The sequence below is a fragment of the Bacteroidota bacterium genome, assembly GCA_016713925.1.
Classification (GTDB): Bacteria; Bacteroidota; Bacteroidia; order AKYH767-A; family OLB10; genus JAJTFW01.
Map to the genome: position 1 here is coordinate 1,037,653 of JADJOH010000002.1, position 16,749 is coordinate 1,054,401.

Sequence of the window (16,749 nt, forward strand, 5' to 3'; positions counted from 1 at the left end):
GGTCAGCTGCCGGCGGTTGTAAGGAAAGGGGGTGTTTGTCGATTACAGAGATACCGCCCCTACAGGGCTTATGTGGAAGGAATATGCATCTTCGTTATGACGTTATTTCCTCTCCTATCTTCTTCAAAGAACTTACACTGAAGATATTTAAAGAACTCTTCTGATTTTAATTTTAGGGTGTCACATTGCTGAAGTCATCAGATCTCTTCCTTCACGTTCTTTGCACCGGGTTTCAGAATCAACCGCAATGAAGAATCGTTGGTAAAATAACTCCAGGCCCAATTGATAAAAATGATCAGTTTGTTCTTTACATTCAAAATCAGCATCAGATGTAAGAACATCCAGGTAAACCATGCGAGTCTACCCTGAAATTTGATAAAGGGTAAATCCACTACGGCTTTATGCTTACCCACTGTGGCCATCGAACCCAAATCTTTATATTCATATTCCTTCATGGGTTTGTTCTTTTCCAGATTCAATAAGTTTTTGCTTAGATTCCGCGCCTGACCAATGGCTACATTCGCTACCTGAGGATGGCCGTTGGGGTATGAAGGTGTCACCATATAAGCAATATCGCCCAATGCATAAATCGTATCATATCCTGCGACCAAAGTTGTAACGATTCACCACATAACGATTTCGAACCAATGCTTCCGGCTTTAAACCGTTGATCACATTCCCGGTAACACCGGCTGCCCAAATCACATTTTGGCTTTTAATTGTTTCCCCATTATTTAAGACAACATCATATCCATTATATGAGGTCACATACACTTCAGTACGCACCTCCACGCCTGATTCTTCCAGGTATTTTCGGGATGCGATTTTTGCCTGATCGCTCAACGCATTGAGTGTATTCTTACTACCTTCCAGTAAAATAATATTCAGCAATTTGAAATTTACCTTCGGATAATCACGGGGTAAAACATGCCTCTTCCACTCTGCAAAAGCGCCGGCCAACTCCACTCCGGTTGGACCTGCACCTACGATGACGATATTATTTAATCCATTTTGTTTATCAATGCCATTGACAGCAGCTTCTTCAAAAGATAATAAAATACTATTTCTGATTTCAATGGCTTCTTGTGTTGTTTTCATTGAAAAGGTATTGGCACTGAGGGATTCATTGCCAAAATAATTTGTTTTACAGCCGGTAGCGATGACCAAAAAATCATAATTAAAAGTGCCGGCATCGGTAAATACTTGTTTAGTATCCGGACCTATGGAAAGAACCTCTGACAGACAAAAATCAAAATTCTTTACTTTTTGAAATATCTTTCTGAAAGGAAATGAAATGCTGGAGGGTTCCAATGCGGCGGTGGCTACCTGATAAAACAAGGGTTGAAACTGATGATGATTCTGCCGATCTATTAATAATACCTCAAACCGGGTATTTCTTAGTTTCTTCGCCAGCTCGAGTCCGGCAAAACCTCCACCGATAATGATTATTTTCATATGAATTGGAAATGACGACCAGTCGGCAAATTCGTATCAAAGATAGACAACCAAAGCCAATATATAGGAAGATAGTCGCTTCTTTGATCTTATCACTAAATAAAAAACACTGTTTAAGTACCATTTCAGAGATAGCTCAAACAATATACAGCACCTTCCGCACTAGAAAACACAACATAATTGTCCGAGCAGACCGGCGTTGAAAAAATTCCACCCAGCTCACATTCCACTTCCAAAAATTGTTCATTGGATGTTATGATCGAATAAATATCATCCCTGTACTCGTCATTTTCTTTAAAATACTTCAGGCGACTTTTGTTATAACCTGAAGTTGAAAAAACACATTTATCACTGCCCGTGTTAAGGTCTATCGCATACAATTTACCCATTGTAGTTCCTATCAGCAATTCCTCCTTCATTTTCACAACATTACCAAAGACTAAAAAATCCATACTTCGCTTCCAGTATTCGGTTCCGGTATTAGGGTTCACCGCGGCAAGCATACGTTCATCCGCTCCTGCCATATACAATACGGAATCAAGAATAGTAAGTGACAACACCCAACCTTTGCTGAAAGATCTATTCCAATGACAATACCCCTCTTTTTTATCCAAAGCATAAACATTATAATCTCTTACACCGAAAAAAACAAGATCCTCTGTTTGAGCAGGACTGCCTTGCACTTCACCCTTCGGAAAATAATGGTGTCCAACCGTTTTAAACTTCCACAACAAAGCACCATTGTCTATACTTATAGCATAACAATACCCGTCAAAAGATCCGCAATAGACAGCCTGATCGTCAATTGCAGGCGTTGAATGTACTGCATCACCTGTTTTAAACACCCACTTCAAACTACCATTGCCGGCATGAACAGCATATATGCAACTGTCACCGGAACCAAAAAACAGCAGTCCGTTTTTTAATACGGCAGCAGATTGATGATAATCTGCAAAATCAACTTTCTTCTCCCCCTTAGTTCGGAATTTCCAAATCAGTTTTCCCGAATCTGACAAGCAATAGAGATTTCCATCTCCGCTGATAAAATATATTTTTTTATTTTCCACCAATGCAGTAGAACGGATTTCACCGGTTGTTTTAAATTTCCACAACTGTTTACCACTAGCGATATCCAGGGCGTAAAAACAACTATCAAGACTTCCGAAGTAAACACTTCCCGATGAAACAGCCACTGAAGAAAAGATGGGTTGAGGTACATTATACTTCCAAACCAATGAAAATTTTTCAGGAGGACTACCTAAACAGACTGATACCATGGTTAGAAAATAAAATGATAATATCTTCAAATGATAAAATGACAATATCCACCCGGAAAACAAATATTTCTTCTGCTTTAATCTGAAAATATTTGAATCAACTATCGACCGGATTAATATTCTCCTATCAATACCATCGCATAACAAGGATGTAATTCCGATAAATCTTGTAGTTATTAATTTAATCATAACCATTCATCTTTAAAAGTAAGACAATTCCAAAAAAAGATAGAATGATTTAGATCAGTATCGTTAAAACAACGACCAACGCAAAAGAATTTACTGACAAAGATCCAGCGGAAGCCGACAGTTACTTCTGATTGTCGGCAAGAAAATAATATTTTTCCTGCATTACTTTCATATGATGAATTTGATGTCCTGCCAGAATAAACCCCAATGCCAACACCGACAAGTCCACATTAAAGCATATTGCCCGACGTAACAAGCTTTCTTCATTGAAACTCTCATACATGTTAATAGCAGATTTTCGCAATAAAATAAATTCTTCCTTCAACGCTTCCAGACTTCTCTCATTGGCATTGGAATGCTCTACAAAATAATTCTCATCATATCCCGGCAAAAGTGTTTGATCGTTACGGGCGAAACGCAGCGCACGATAGGACATGATTCGTTCGGTATCGTTGATATGCTGTAAGACTTCCTTTATGGTCCATTTTCCAGGCTCATACACTTTATCGCCAATACGTGCCAAACGATCCCAGTCCATCTTCATCCAGTTATTCAGTGAATGCGTCAATGCGACAAACAAATCATCCTCCGGAACTACAGCAATGTACCGGTCAAAATAATTGGGATTAGAAACGATTTCTGATTTCAGCGCCTGTTTCATAATAATTGTATAGTAGGACCAGCTAAATTAAGCGATATTCCTCATATATGATTATTGTCATCAATAAAAACAACATACCTTTCGTGTTTAACCGGAAAACCTCCTTAATTTTACCATCTAACCACAAGATCATCCACTATGAAAAAAGAAAATGCTATTAAACAGGTAGGGGTATGGATAGATCAGGCCGAGGCCCATTTTATTCATCCGACTTTAAATTCGAATGAACCGGAAACAACGACATCCGAATTAGAATCTAATGTTCGACACAAAGGCGAAAGCGGTGATAGTATTAGATTGGGAGGCTATCGCTCTACAAACAACGAAAATCACAAACAACATCGCGAGCAGGATGCTTTACACAAATACTACAAAGAACTACAGCAAAAGCTACTTGAATATGATGATATTTACCTCTTTGGTCCCGGTCCGGCGAGGAGTGAGTTGTATAATCTTATGAAAGAAGATGCACATTTCAGATCTAAAAATATCCATTCTGAGTCAGCGGATCATATGAGTGAAAATCAATTGCAGGCGAAAGTGAAGGACTATTTTAGCAAGTAAATAGTTGATTAAATACCAGTAAAATATCCTGAATTACTTTCTCTTAAAACTCTTCGCCATATTCCGGAACCGGATCAGGTTATCGTCGAAACGCGCTGTGGCCTGACCAGCCATTACATAATAGTTGGCATCATCCACGAAGAGCATCACTTCGTACACTACTTGTTCCTCTTTCTTTTTATTGAAGGCTTTACCGGTAATTTCATACCCTTTTAGACCATCAATCAAAATGGAATCGATCTGATAGCTCATCAATGAATCCAATCCGGGCAAACTGTTCAAACGCTTCACGGCAAATTCTTTCCTATCCAGTGATTTCACTTTTTTAATAGATGGTCCCACTAAAAACGAAGCATTATCATCGCTTTCCGTTTGAGTTTTTCCATCCCGCGTATAAACGAGGCCCCCTAAACTATATTTTGCCGGCATAAAGCCCTGACTCTTTGCATCGACAATAAAATCTACTCCTGCCTCCAGATCTTCCTCCACCAACGGTTCATACTTAACGGAAAGTGCCATTGCCTTCACTTCCTCGCAAAGTCTGGAGTTACTGTCAGGAGCTCCACAATTTATCATAACCGTTTTCGCTGTATCTCCGAAAATCAGAATATACTTCCGGAATTTTACCCCCTTATTCATTTGTGTCATCTCAAACAAACTTGTTTTTAATCCGCCTAAATCCGGCTCCGAGTTACTTACAAATGTCATCCCTAATCTCTTCATCTCCTCCTGCGAAAAAGCGGATTTGTTTTTCTCGATTGGACTCTGCAAAACGGAAACAATAACTGCCGCACCTCCCTTCAAATTCTCAAAACCATTAAAACGTTTTGCAGCAACAAATCCTTCCTTGATCTCCATTGTACACTTCGTTCCCGGAATATTTTTACGTAGGGGTTGCTGGCCATTTACAAGGGCCGAACAAAGAATCAGGCAAATAATTATATAATTTTTCATCATTTCATTGCGAAGTTAGTGGATAATCCAATACTCTTAATACTGCTACTATGTTTCAAAGCTATCCAATCCTAAGCAAGTTAATCCTAGAACATGAAGATCAATTGAACAGAAGAAAACCTCCTTAACCTTAAATATAAATATTGGCAATCAACTACTTACGCACACGTTTATTGAAGTTGTAACTTTACGACAGGTTAATTAGTCCCATTACTAAACTTGCGAATTTAGAAAACGTGACCACTCAGGAATACAATTTTTGTGTAGATCAACATGCGGATGGCGTATATCGATTCATCCTGCATAACACCCGCGACAAAGAATTTGCGCAAGATATTGTACAAGATGCTGTTGAAAAAATGTGGATCAACGTTGGACAGATAAATGGTGAAAAGGCCAAATCCTATTTATTTACCACTGCTTATCATACCATGCTGGATCGGTTAAGACGACTAAAAAAGCAAGGCAATTGGAATGAAGTAAATGAAGAGCAATACAGTCATAGTTCCGGCAATTACAGTGGACTAAAAGAAGTACTCCGCAAAGCATTAAATCGTTTACCGGAAATTCAGCGAACTGTGGTTATGTTAAGAGATTACGAAGGATATTCCTACGAAGAAATTGGGGAGATAACCGGTTTAAAGGAATCACAGGTTAAAGTTTACATTTACAGAGCACGGCTCGCATTAAAAGAATACATCGGCAAACCGGAGAATGTCATCTGACAAAAAAAATGAACATCAACACCCATAATTACGAAAGCTGGTTCATCGATTATTTCGATGGAAATCTCAGTGCCGGCGAGGTGGCGGAATTGTTCCTTTTTCTGGAGCAACATCCGGAATTAAATGAAGAGTTCAGTTCTTTTGAAAATATTGCATTAATTGACTTTTCTGAAGAAGCAGATGCTTATCCTGAAAAAGGCGATTTGATTAAATCAGATAAACCATCGGCAGAAAATATTCACGAGTGGTTCATTGCAGAAGTAGAAGACCAATTGTCTCCGGAAAAACTTGTACTACTGGAAAACTTTTTAGCCGCCCATCCGGTTTACATGAATGAACGTGAACTCTTCCGCAACACAAAACTTACTGAAGAACCTTCGATTACTTTTGAAGGAAAAGAGTCGATAAAGAAAACTGCAGATCTATCTGAAGCGAGCATCCAGGAATGGCTCATCGCAGAAATGGAAGGCGAACTCAACTTGCAACAAAGGAGTTTGCTGCTTTCCTTCTTACAAAAGCATCCACAATATGAACAGGACAGGGAGCTATATCGACGAACTAAGCTTCCATTGAGTACTGATGACCATTTTTCGGGAAAGAAATTTTTGTATAAAAGAATTCCATCTTTCGGATTTAATTCTTCGAAAGCATTGCGCATTGCTGCTATCCTCTTATTACTTATAGGTGCTGCATTTATTTTCCGGTTAGCTGAAAAAAATAATGGTAACGATCCTCAGTTTGCAACTATTGAAGATACCCTGGTAAAGTCATTGCCGGAAGAAAGAAATATTCAACCCATGCTGTCAGAGAAAAATCCTGCTGAAAAAAAAGACGCACTTGAATCCAAAAAGGATAGTGTTTCATTAATTGAAAAAAATAAGAATTACTCTACAGAAATAAACAAACCAACATTTGCAGATAAAAACAATAAGCCTGTGAAGGAGGGGACGTTGAATAGTGAGAATAATAACTATAAAAACAACATTGTACAAAATAAAATACAACTACCTAAAGATCGCAGTGAAAATGGTATTCCTGCTGAAAACATCTTTGCAGAAACCATAGCTTCTCTTTCTCCCAAACCAAATCCAGCAATAAAAATTGAAGAACCTTTTGTGTTTACAGAAAGGCGCTATACTCCAAAGGCAACTGTTTCTTATGAAAATCCGAACGAACCTCCTTCATTGGCTGCGATTATAAATCCGGCCCGCATTGGCGAAGAAATGATAGACCTAGCTGCAAAAAATGTAAACAAAGCTGCAGGGGAGGAATTAATCGGGACCGCTTCTGCTCCTGCAAAATTACCTTTCGGAAGTCGTTTGTTAAAGTTTGCTGCGAAGGCGGTAGGAAAGATTTCCAAAGACAAAGTAAAAGTTCGCACGGCCTTCAATCCCATTACCGGTAAATTGAGTGCTTATGAAGTAGAGACAGAAAAGAGAGTGATACAAAAACAATTTTGATTACTGACGATCTCCGACATTTCTAAAGGAAATTCTCCACTAAATTAATTCGAAAATAAAATCTCACCCTAAGCGCAATCACCGGAAAGAAGTACATGAATGAAAAATAATTTCCCATCACTGTAACTTTTATAAAACGCAATACATCTCATTCATAGAAACGACAGTATTAAAAAAATTATGAAAACACTACAATTCATTATCATCGCCGCCTATTGCTTTATCGGGCACTATGGATTCGGGCAGCAATCAGAAATAAGAGTTCTCCCCTCCTTCACCTCCATTAAAATCAAAGACAATACGCATGTAGTTCTCCGTACCGGAAGTCCGCAAGAAGTAAGAGTAGAAGCAAAGACACCATTGAATGGTATTCAAACGAATGTGGAAGATAACACATTAACCATCCAGGGTCCGCCTTCCACTATTTATATAACACTTACAGACCTTGCGGGTATCAATATTTCAGGTATCGGAAAAGTAAGCAGTGACAGTGTGTTTTCTACCAACCGTCTTCGCATTTCCATCTCCGGAAACGGAAAGGTGGCTATGCCCGTCGACGTTAACAAACTGGAGGTGGGTATCAGCGGGATCGGTAAACTCGAACTTTCAGGCAGGGCAGATCAGCTTGATCTAAATATCAGCGGTAGTGGTAAGTTAGAAGGCGCTGCTCTTCAAGTGAAGAGATGCGAGGCCAATATCAGTGGTGTAGGCAAATGCTTTGCAGATGTAAGCGAATCACTCGACTTAAGAATTTCCGGATCCGGCTCATTCTACTATAAAAACAAACCGGCACAACTGAACACCAATATCAGTGGAATAGGAAAATATGGAGTGTTTAGTGATGAGAGCACTTCTCAAAAATCAAACGGAGAGGGCGACAGCAATTCAGTAACAGTTATCGGACATCAAAACAGCGATAATGACAACTATTCTTTTCATTGGGAGAGTGACAGTATCTTCCGTAAACCGGAAAGAGCGAGATCACATTGGGCGGGTTTTGAAATTGGCTTTAATCAACTATTGGTTCGGGACAAATTCAGTACTACTTTACCGGAAGGATACGATTACCTGGAACTCAACTCCGGAAAGTCTATCAATGTGAATCTTAACTTCTTCGCACATGATTTTCCGATTTATAAACGTAACATCCTGTTCACTACCGGCATTGGCTTAACGTTAAACAACTACCGTTTCTCTACCGACAAAACCTTGATTCCGGATACCAACAGAGTCGTTGCCGGTTTTGATACTGATAAAAACGGAAGGCAAATCAACTATGAAAAAAATAAATTGTCTGTTAATTACATCACATTACCCTTACTGCTTCAATTCAACACGAAACAGCAATTCAAAAAATCCTTTCATATAGCAACCGGTCTATTATTATCTTACAAATTCAACTCTCATTTGAAACTGGTTTATAATGAAGATGGAGACAGAGAAAAATCCAAGCGCAGGGATGAGTTCAACATAGAACCTTTCCGATATGATGCCACTTTTCGGATAGGATATGAACATTATACGCTGTATGCTTCCTATGCCATCAATGGATTATTTAAAGATGGCCGGGGACCTACACTGCATCCCTTCCAGGTAGGTATTAATTTGTTTGGCTGGTAGTGAATTCCTGCAACTGAGCTGCTTAGTATTTGTTGAATCAAACTTTATGGGAAATACTTTTCACCATTTATCCGGTTAATTTCCATGTAAAACTTTCACAGGAGTTTATAACAGACACCCTTCAAGTTCCGCTCATTTCATTTACTTTTGAGGCTTGAACCGGTAATTCTTATGAATAAAAAAATAGAATCCTTAGAGACAAAAAAAGAACAAGCCCTGCTAGGTGGCGGAGAAAACAGAATAGCGGCACAACATAAAAAAGGGAAGCTTACCGCAAGGGAACGACTTCATTTTTTACTTGACGAAGGCAGTTTCGAGGAAATTGGAATGTTTGTCACCCATCGCTCTACAGAATTTGGTTTAGAAAAAGAAATTTATCCCGGGGATGGTGTGGTTACCGGATATGGAAGAATAGACGGAAGACTGGTATATGTCTTCGCGCAAGATTTTACGGTTTTTGGCGGCTCATTATCTGAATCGCATGCCGGAAAAATTTGCAGGATCATGGATTTAGCCATGCAAAACGGGGCGCCTGTAATCGGGTTAAATGATTCGGGAGGAGCAAGGATACAGGAAGGAGTTGTCTCACTTGGTGGCTATGCGGATATCTTTTATCGCAACACCATGGCATCGGGTGTTGTTCCGCAGTTCAGCGCGATCATGGGTCCTTGTGCGGGTGGAGCGGTGTATTCACCGGCGATCACCGATTTTATTCTGATGGTAGAAAACACCAGTTACATGTTTGTTACCGGACCCAATGTGGTAAAAACGGTAACGCATGAAGAAGTCACCAGTGAAGATCTGGGGGGTGCATCGGCACATAGTACTAAATCAGGAGTCACGCATTTTTCCTGTGCAAATGAAATTGAATGCATACGTTATTTGAAAAGGCTCATGAGCTATGTTCCTTCCAATTGCGAAGAAACCGCACCGAGCCGTCCTTATGAAACAGGCAATGAGTTACGTCCTGCATTAAATGCGATCATCCCGGAAAATCCAAATCAACCTTACGACATTCGCGATGTCATCAACGGTGTCATCGATGAAGATGGAGAAGGATTTTTTGAAGTACATAAAAACTTTGCGGAAAACATTGTAGTGGGTTTCGCGCGATTAGCTGGAAAATCCATTGGTATCGTTGCCAATCAGCCGGCCTTTCTTGCCGGTGTATTGGATATTCATTCTTCCACAAAAGCAGCGCGATTTGTACGCTTTTGTGATTGCTTTAACATCCCCTTACTTGTGTTTGAAGATGTACCCGGTTTCCTTCCCGGCACCGATCAGGAATGGAATGGCATTATCACCAATGGAGCAAAATTACTTTTCGCCTTCAGCGAAGCGACGGTACCGCGAATCACGGTCATCACCCGAAAGGCATATGGCGGAGCATACGATGTAATGAATTCGAAGCATATTGGTGCTGACATGAATTATGCATGGCCTACTGCCGAGATTGCCGTAATGGGAGCGCGGGGTGCTGCCGAAATTATTTTTAAAGGCGAAATTGCAAAAGCGAAAGATCCTGCTGCGAAATTGAAAGAAAAGGAAGAGGAGTATATCAATCATTTTGCCAATCCGTATCGTGCGGCAGAGCGTGGCTATATCGATGAAGTTATTCTTCCGGAGCAAACGCGACTTAAGCTTATCACCTCATTTAGTATGTTGGAAAATAAAGTGGCCAAGCTTCCGAAAAAGAAGCACGGGAATATTCCGCTTTAAGGTCTCGTCATTACGCAATTCGTCTTCGACGATTTGAATCTGACGAGTCATTCCTTCATGTGGTGAAGCAGATTCCGCATCCTGCGGAAACGCTTCACCGCATTCCCCCTTTTCACGCTAATGAGCAGGATTTTCACCCGCTAATGCGCTTAATTCGCCAAAAGGATAGGTTAAAAAGGAGATTTCAAGGGCTATTTTGCATACGTAGCACAGAAACAAATGATAAAACACGTCCCTTCCGTAGAACAATTCAATGCTTTGAGTTTTGATGAAAAAGCCTGGCATGTCTGGCATCACGCCACCTTTATGATGGTCCGACAAAACAAACAATATAGAGTCAATCTGTATTATATGAACGGATACTATATTCAACTATGGTATCATGTGAAACGGAACAGGATCGACAAGATAGCGGCCACCTACTCCACCAAAGTGATGGATCCTTATCTTAAATTAATAGAAATTAAAGAATTATTTCCGGAATATTGACGTCAACCCTTTATCCAATTCAAAGCCCTGCAAATTGTGGGGCTTTGTTATTTATACCCTTTTCGGGAGATAAATTTGTAGAAACAACCATATAATATATTGTATAACAGGGTGTTAGCTTGCATGAAAAGGAAGGTTATTAAATGTTAAACCCGGTAATTCCTACTATTTAATGCCTAAAGATTCACTACTTTTGCCAACAAATCATTAATACATCGAAAATGAAAAAAATCTTTACTTTAGTATTGATCATAGCGGCTTTCACCCTTCAGTCGCGTGCTCAATCCAATCTTGTTATCAACGAAATTGATTACGATCAACCTTCTGTAGACAGCGCTGAATTCATTGAATTATATAATGCAAGCGGCTCTGCTATTAATCTGGGAGACTATACTGTAGTACTTTTTAATGGAAACTCAACCAGCAATGTTATTTATGATAGCTTTCCATTACCGGCTCAAACGTTAAATGCCGGTGATTACTTTGTGATATGCGGTGGCGGTGGAAAAGTTCCAAATTGCGACTTGACTTTAAATGCTATTTCAAATATTATTCAAAATGGTTCTCCTGATGCTGTAGCATTGCGCGAAAATCAAACGCTGAATATCGTTGACGTGGTAAGCTACGAGGGCAGTTGTATTGCACCTTATGTATCCGGCAATGGCCTTCCTCTTTCCAAGAGTGATACCTTGCAAACTGATAGCATTGCAGGACGTTTATTAGGCATTTCCAGATTTCCTGACGGGAATGATACCAATGACGACTCTACAGATTTCAACCGGGTATGTATTACTCCCGGATATGCGAATTTGAACAGTAGTACAAATTGTGTAACGGGATTAAGTACACCAAAATCTACATTGGCAATTTCTGTATATCCTAATCCATCAAGAGGTATCGTAACGATCGATTATAAAGCAACAAGTAACCGGGAAGTTAAAATTCGTGTTTCAGACATTCTTGGAAATGAGTTAAAAAATATCACATTGAAAAACGTCAATAAACAAGGACAAGTTGACTTATCAGAATATCAGAATGGTATTTACTTTATTAAAGTGGAAGCGGCTAACGGGCAAAGTGTAAAGCGCATTATCCTGAACAGATAGAAAGTAGAAATTATAAAAAAGCCTGCTGATCCTTGTGAACAGCAGGCTTTTTTAATTCACCCAATTGAACAGAAAAACTACCCCACTTCGTCATTCAATTTTAACTTAATCGCTTTGCTTTTAAAAAACACCCGTTTTTCATGTCTGCAGGCATAGCAGAGGTAACGTTTTACCCGATACACTCCCAATAAGATGCTCCCGATCCGGAAATCAGAAGGACTGCGACTAATACGGTCCATTACATTTCCACATTTTGTACAATGAACATTTGGTTTCATACCATTCATAAAGTGCATTCCATTTTATTTACACAAAAGTCTAACATCAATTTTTAGAATAGATTAAATCATTGTTTTTTAATTATTAATATAATCTCTAAAATTTCTAATAGATGGTAAGTCGAGAGGTCCTTCTTTTCGAAGTTTTGCAGATGTCATTTTTCCTACTCCGATAAACACAAGGTGAATCTCCCGGAGTACCGACAGGATGAGTAAAGGGTACCGTCAACTTTTACACACAGCGATTTCATTCATTTGTTACAATGAATTCTCATTCGAAAAGTATTTTCATTAAGGTGTGGTGAAATCAAAGGATGTATTGGCTCCCATTGTAACCGGAAGTTTAGACCATGTTTCAAGACCATTTCTAAGTTCTACAACAATATAGTAGCTATTGCCAAGTGCTGCAGGCGGGAAATTTACGGTTACATATCCTGTAGTAGATAACTCCACATTTTCGGAATATGCAATTGCATACGGACTAGTGGTGTTTCGTAGTGAAACGGTAATGGAGTCGCAGGCCATGGGATTTGCACTCTGTCCGTTGTCAAATAAAACAGCTCTCATCGTTCCTGCTCCGTTTTTAAATCCTTCAATGAAGGTGCGCAAATTGAGTGCTGCCACATTCAAACAGAGCGAAACATGCACAGGTACTGCTTGAGAAACGATACAGCCGTTAGGGTCCGTTACCTGCACCGTGTAAGACGAGGTTGTAGCCGGCCAGGCTACCGGAGCGGCAATTGTTGTATTGCTAATAGAAGTATTAGGTGACCAGCTATAACCAAAGGTCGCATAAGGAGTAAATCTCCATGCATCATTGGCAGCACTGAAAATAGCCGAGTTTCGACCTGTAGGTGTTACAAACATATTACCGGCAGCATTCTCAATTCCCTGTGTAGTTGGTGCGCCGCTCACGGAAGATATTACTTCGCTATGGATTTCAATTTCATTGCTTCCTTCTGAAAGCACAATCTGTCCTCTCATCGGAAAGGCAGTACCGTTAAAGTGGTTGGTATTATATCTTACTACCAATTTCCGTGATGGGGCCACTCCGGTTGTAAAATAATCCACCACACTTGCATTCACCCCCGGGTTCAGATCATTCCACGCGAAAGCAATCAGGTTGCTGGGACTGGAAGCGGAAGGCAGGATACCGCCCGCACAACAGCCATTCGCCATGTTGGAAGAAAATCCTATGAAGCCATTTGATGAGATATAGAAATCAGTATAGAGATTTCCGTAAAAATTAAATGTAAAGCCAATTGGCAATGCTGTTGAAACTACATCATCCGTGAGCGTAACCGCAGTACCGGTACCGGTCAACGGTGCATAGGGGATGGAAGTGAGATTATAATTTGTGATGGCATTTGATCCGGAAGGAAGAGCAGAAAGTTGAACTGTATCACCTGTACAGATAGAGTCGGGTGTTGCTGTTGCCAGAAGTGTGAATGAAGTAATAGTAATGTAATTCACCACGGTTGAAGTATCTGCACCAAGTGTATTACTAACAATCAACCTTACTGTATACTGTCCGGGCTGAGTATATATATGTGTAGGATTTTGCTGAGAAGAAGTACCGCCATCCCCGAAATCCCAGGACCATGTTTGCGGTATATCCAGAGAGGTATCATTGAATTTAATACTTGCAGGACATGAAGCCGTTGTTTGTACTGCCGTAAATGCAGCGATTGGTGGAAGTGTTATATTAAGACAGAAGGAGGGATAAGTAAAGTCGACGGTTTCATCTCCAACAGCACCTGAACTTCCTTGTGATGCAAAATAACCCATTCCTCTGCGGGCGAAAGCTTCCCAAATCTGACAACGATGAGCATTATTATAAAGAATATCATCCGCCAGAAGAATCGCATCTCTGGCATCAATATAACCCGGGCTGCATGGTTGTAATTTCATACCCTCCAGCACCAGACGCATGGCGACATTATTTCCTGCAGTACCTGTATAAAGATTGGTACTAAAACCAAAATCACGAATAAGGAACCAGGTCATATCCCAGATGGCATCACACCAGATTTCGCCACGTTGATGAACCGTAGAACTGGTCGCAAGGTTTGCATACGTCTGTGGATTGATATTCATATCCGTCGAATAGCGATAACGACGTATACCCTGTCCGGTAGTTGCCTGTCCCAAAGCATAGGTACCTATTCCACGACCCATCGTACCCAGATCACCCGGCTCGATGGTTAAAATTAATCCCAACCAATCGCTCCATCCCTCTCCGCCCTGCTCTGCATTTTGCAAACAACTGGAAGCGGCAGGTCCACCGGTCAATCGATTCGAAACACCATGACCATACTCATGCGCTACGATGCCATTATCAAAGGATCCATCCAGTTGATTAGGAGCAGGGCAAATGACTAATGTAGCATTAACGGTGACCGCATTGTTTAATTCTGTTTTCATAGAGGTTCCTACTGTCTGAGTAACTGAAACAGTAGGAATGGTTATGGTTTGTGTTGGTGCCCCAGTCATACCCGGAGGAGTGGATCCCGCAACATTATTGGCGATAATCACACCAATAGCACCTGCATCCTGGGCAAATTGCGTTTTGATAAAGTAACTACAGGTGCCCCGGTCAATAAGTGCTATTTTGCCTGCTATAGCAGCAGCATTGGTAAAAGCAGTGCAACCATCTGAGCTCGTTCCTACTCCATCCTGGGCAAGCACTACATCTGCCGTAATATTGAAAGCGGAAGCCGGATTATAACTTGCAATTGCAATTGACTTTAAACCGGCAATAGCAACAGGAGCATTTACATTCAATGAATTTGTACAAGAGCCCGAATTTGGATTGGACCACAAATACATTTGCATCCGTGGATTGGAACCATCATCGGGTGTTGCAAAGTTGGCATTATTGGTTCCCCCGCCATCTAATCCCTCTGCATTAACATAATCATTACCAAGGCCGCCATTGCCATAATTGTTACTTTGAAAATTTCCGGCCACCTCATTAAAACCATGCTGGTATAAAACATCATGAATCATATTGTTCATGTAAAACAAATTGGTCAGAGATGCATCGCGGATATAGGCATTGGATGAATCGGGATGAAAAGGATAGTTAAACGTTTGCAGTGCACCTCCATCGGGAGAATATCCGGGTAAATTATCATTGTTGGCATCTTCATAGGCATAAACATTGTTACCTCTGGTGATATTGTACTCTACTCCTGTCGCTCCGTTGGTATCGTGCCAGCCATATGGAGAAGGAACGGGTTCAGAGGGATCATTCAGCAATTGACGCGGGCCATGAATCGGGCTTTCCACCGGCAGCGGGAACACGTTGTATTGTGCGGTACCGGAACCGGGCATGGGCTGAGGCTGCGGAGAAGGTTCTGCAACATGTGAAGAATGATCATGAGGTCCTTCAAATCCACAGGAAACCACCCAATCATTCTTTTCGAGATACTGACCTGTGAGGGCATCAACGCGAACATTCCACCAATGAGAACCATTTTTAAGATCTACGTTGACATTCCATGCGAGTTTTACACCCTTCAATGTCGGAACATACATCAGCTCAACAGTGACGGGAGAAGAAGCAACCGCGGGCATATTGAAAAAAAACTTTTTTCCGCTTTTTTCAACTTTAACGGAAGGACCTATTGGAGTCGTATTCAATTCCAAATGCTGAAATGCAAATTGTATGGCTTGTTGTGGGCTAATAGTTGGCTGATCGGAATTTACTTTATTTTCAAGGTCCGCCACGAAAGGAGGTTTTAACCCATAGGCCTTGCCGTTACGAATGAGTACGGGAGCGATGGCATTAAAAACGGGGATGTTTTTATAATGTTGCTGGAGATAATTATAAGTGATTCCGGTTCGCTCCTCGGTATATTGATTACTGATGAACCATCCGGTAATGTCTTTATCACTTAAACCGAACTGCTCCTTATTTTCATTCAGGTATTTTTGGATAGCCGGCAGTTGTTGTGCGGTGGCTGATTGGATGTTCATCGAAAAAATGATAGCTGAAAGGAATCCAACCATCAGCCGGTAGCGCAATAAGATAGAAGTATGCATAATAGTATATGTTTCAGTATTTAATCAGGAAAAGCAGGGGATCACTTATGAAACCGGGCAATAAGGAATTGGAAAGATATGAAAAACAGGTTTTATTTACAAAAATACTTGGCAAAGAGCGATTATCAGAAGGTGTAATAGCAAAAGACTGAAGGGTTTCGGCTGTTCAAGGGCAGGTAAATTAATGGCAAAAAAAAGCCCCGAA

Annotated in this window: 11 protein-coding genes and 1 pseudogene; 7 read left to right on the forward strand and 5 right to left on the reverse strand. The window is 40.5% G+C overall.

Annotation, left to right across the window (positions count from 1 at the left end; translation table 11 throughout):
- Positions 1 to 197 precede the first annotated feature (197 nt).
- The 3 genes and pseudogenes from IPJ86_04300 to IPJ86_04310 form a co-directional block, all read right to left on the reverse strand.
- Positions 198 to 1,455, reverse strand: a pseudogene (locus tag IPJ86_04300) (NAD(P)/FAD-dependent oxidoreductase).
- Positions 1,456 to 1,580: 125 nt separating this feature from the next.
- Positions 1,581 to 2,732, reverse strand: a complete 1,152-nt coding sequence (locus IPJ86_04305; protein ID MBK7886535.1) for a PQQ-binding-like beta-propeller repeat protein — start codon at positions 2,730 to 2,732, stop codon at positions 1,581 to 1,583.
- A 310-nt stretch (positions 2,733 to 3,042) separates the two neighbouring features.
- On the reverse strand, positions 3,043 to 3,582 hold the full coding sequence (locus IPJ86_04310) for a DinB family protein (protein ID MBK7886536.1): 540 nt from the start codon (positions 3,580 to 3,582) through the stop codon (positions 3,043 to 3,045).
- 138 nt (positions 3,583 to 3,720) lie between these two features.
- Here IPJ86_04310 and IPJ86_04315 point away from each other — a divergent pair, with 138 nt between their 5' ends.
- On the forward strand, positions 3,721 to 4,146 hold the full coding sequence (locus IPJ86_04315) for a hypothetical protein (protein ID MBK7886537.1): 426 nt from the start codon (positions 3,721 to 3,723) through the stop codon (positions 4,144 to 4,146).
- A gap of 33 nt (positions 4,147 to 4,179) precedes the next feature.
- On the opposite strand, the gene IPJ86_04320 is transcribed toward IPJ86_04315, so the two are convergent.
- A complete protein-coding gene (locus IPJ86_04320) occupies positions 4,180 to 5,103 on the reverse strand; it encodes a hypothetical protein (GenBank protein MBK7886538.1) in 924 nt (307 codons plus the stop codon).
- Positions 5,104 to 5,336: 233 nt separating this feature from the next.
- Here IPJ86_04320 and IPJ86_04325 point away from each other — a divergent pair, with 233 nt between their 5' ends.
- The 6 genes from IPJ86_04325 (at position 5,337) to IPJ86_04350 (ending at position 12,219) form a co-directional block, all read left to right on the forward strand.
- A complete protein-coding gene (locus IPJ86_04325) occupies positions 5,337 to 5,825 on the forward strand; it encodes an RNA polymerase sigma factor (GenBank protein ID MBK7886539.1) in 489 nt (162 codons plus the stop codon).
- Between the two features lie 8 nt (positions 5,826 to 5,833).
- Positions 5,834 to 7,285 (forward strand): hypothetical protein, encoded by a 1,452-nt coding sequence (locus IPJ86_04330; GenBank protein MBK7886540.1) that lies wholly within the window; start codon positions 5,834 to 5,836, stop codon positions 7,283 to 7,285.
- Positions 7,286 to 7,465: 180 nt separating this feature from the next.
- Positions 7,466 to 8,905, forward strand: a complete 1,440-nt coding sequence (locus tag IPJ86_04335) for a DUF2807 domain-containing protein (protein MBK7886541.1) — start codon at positions 7,466 to 7,468, stop codon at positions 8,903 to 8,905.
- A gap of 171 nt (positions 8,906 to 9,076) precedes the next feature.
- The gene (locus IPJ86_04340) at positions 9,077 to 10,624 is read left to right on the forward strand and encodes an acyl-CoA carboxylase subunit beta (protein MBK7886542.1); all 1,548 of its coding nucleotides are present in this window, start codon (positions 9,077 to 9,079) and stop codon (positions 10,622 to 10,624) included.
- Between the two features lie 219 nt (positions 10,625 to 10,843).
- Positions 10,844 to 11,113, forward strand: coding sequence for a hypothetical protein (locus IPJ86_04345; protein ID MBK7886543.1), 270 nt, complete (start codon positions 10,844 to 10,846; stop codon positions 11,111 to 11,113).
- 221 nt (positions 11,114 to 11,334) lie between these two features.
- Positions 11,335 to 12,219, forward strand: coding sequence for a lamin tail domain-containing protein (locus IPJ86_04350; GenBank protein MBK7886544.1), 885 nt, complete (start codon positions 11,335 to 11,337; stop codon positions 12,217 to 12,219).
- A 569-nt stretch (positions 12,220 to 12,788) separates the two neighbouring features.
- On the opposite strand, the gene IPJ86_04355 is transcribed toward IPJ86_04350, so the two are convergent.
- Entirely contained in the window at positions 12,789 to 16,544 is a 3,756-nt protein-coding gene (locus tag IPJ86_04355; protein ID MBK7886545.1) for a T9SS-dependent M36 family metallopeptidase, read from the reverse strand.
- Between the last annotated feature and the right edge of the window lie 205 nt (positions 16,545 to 16,749).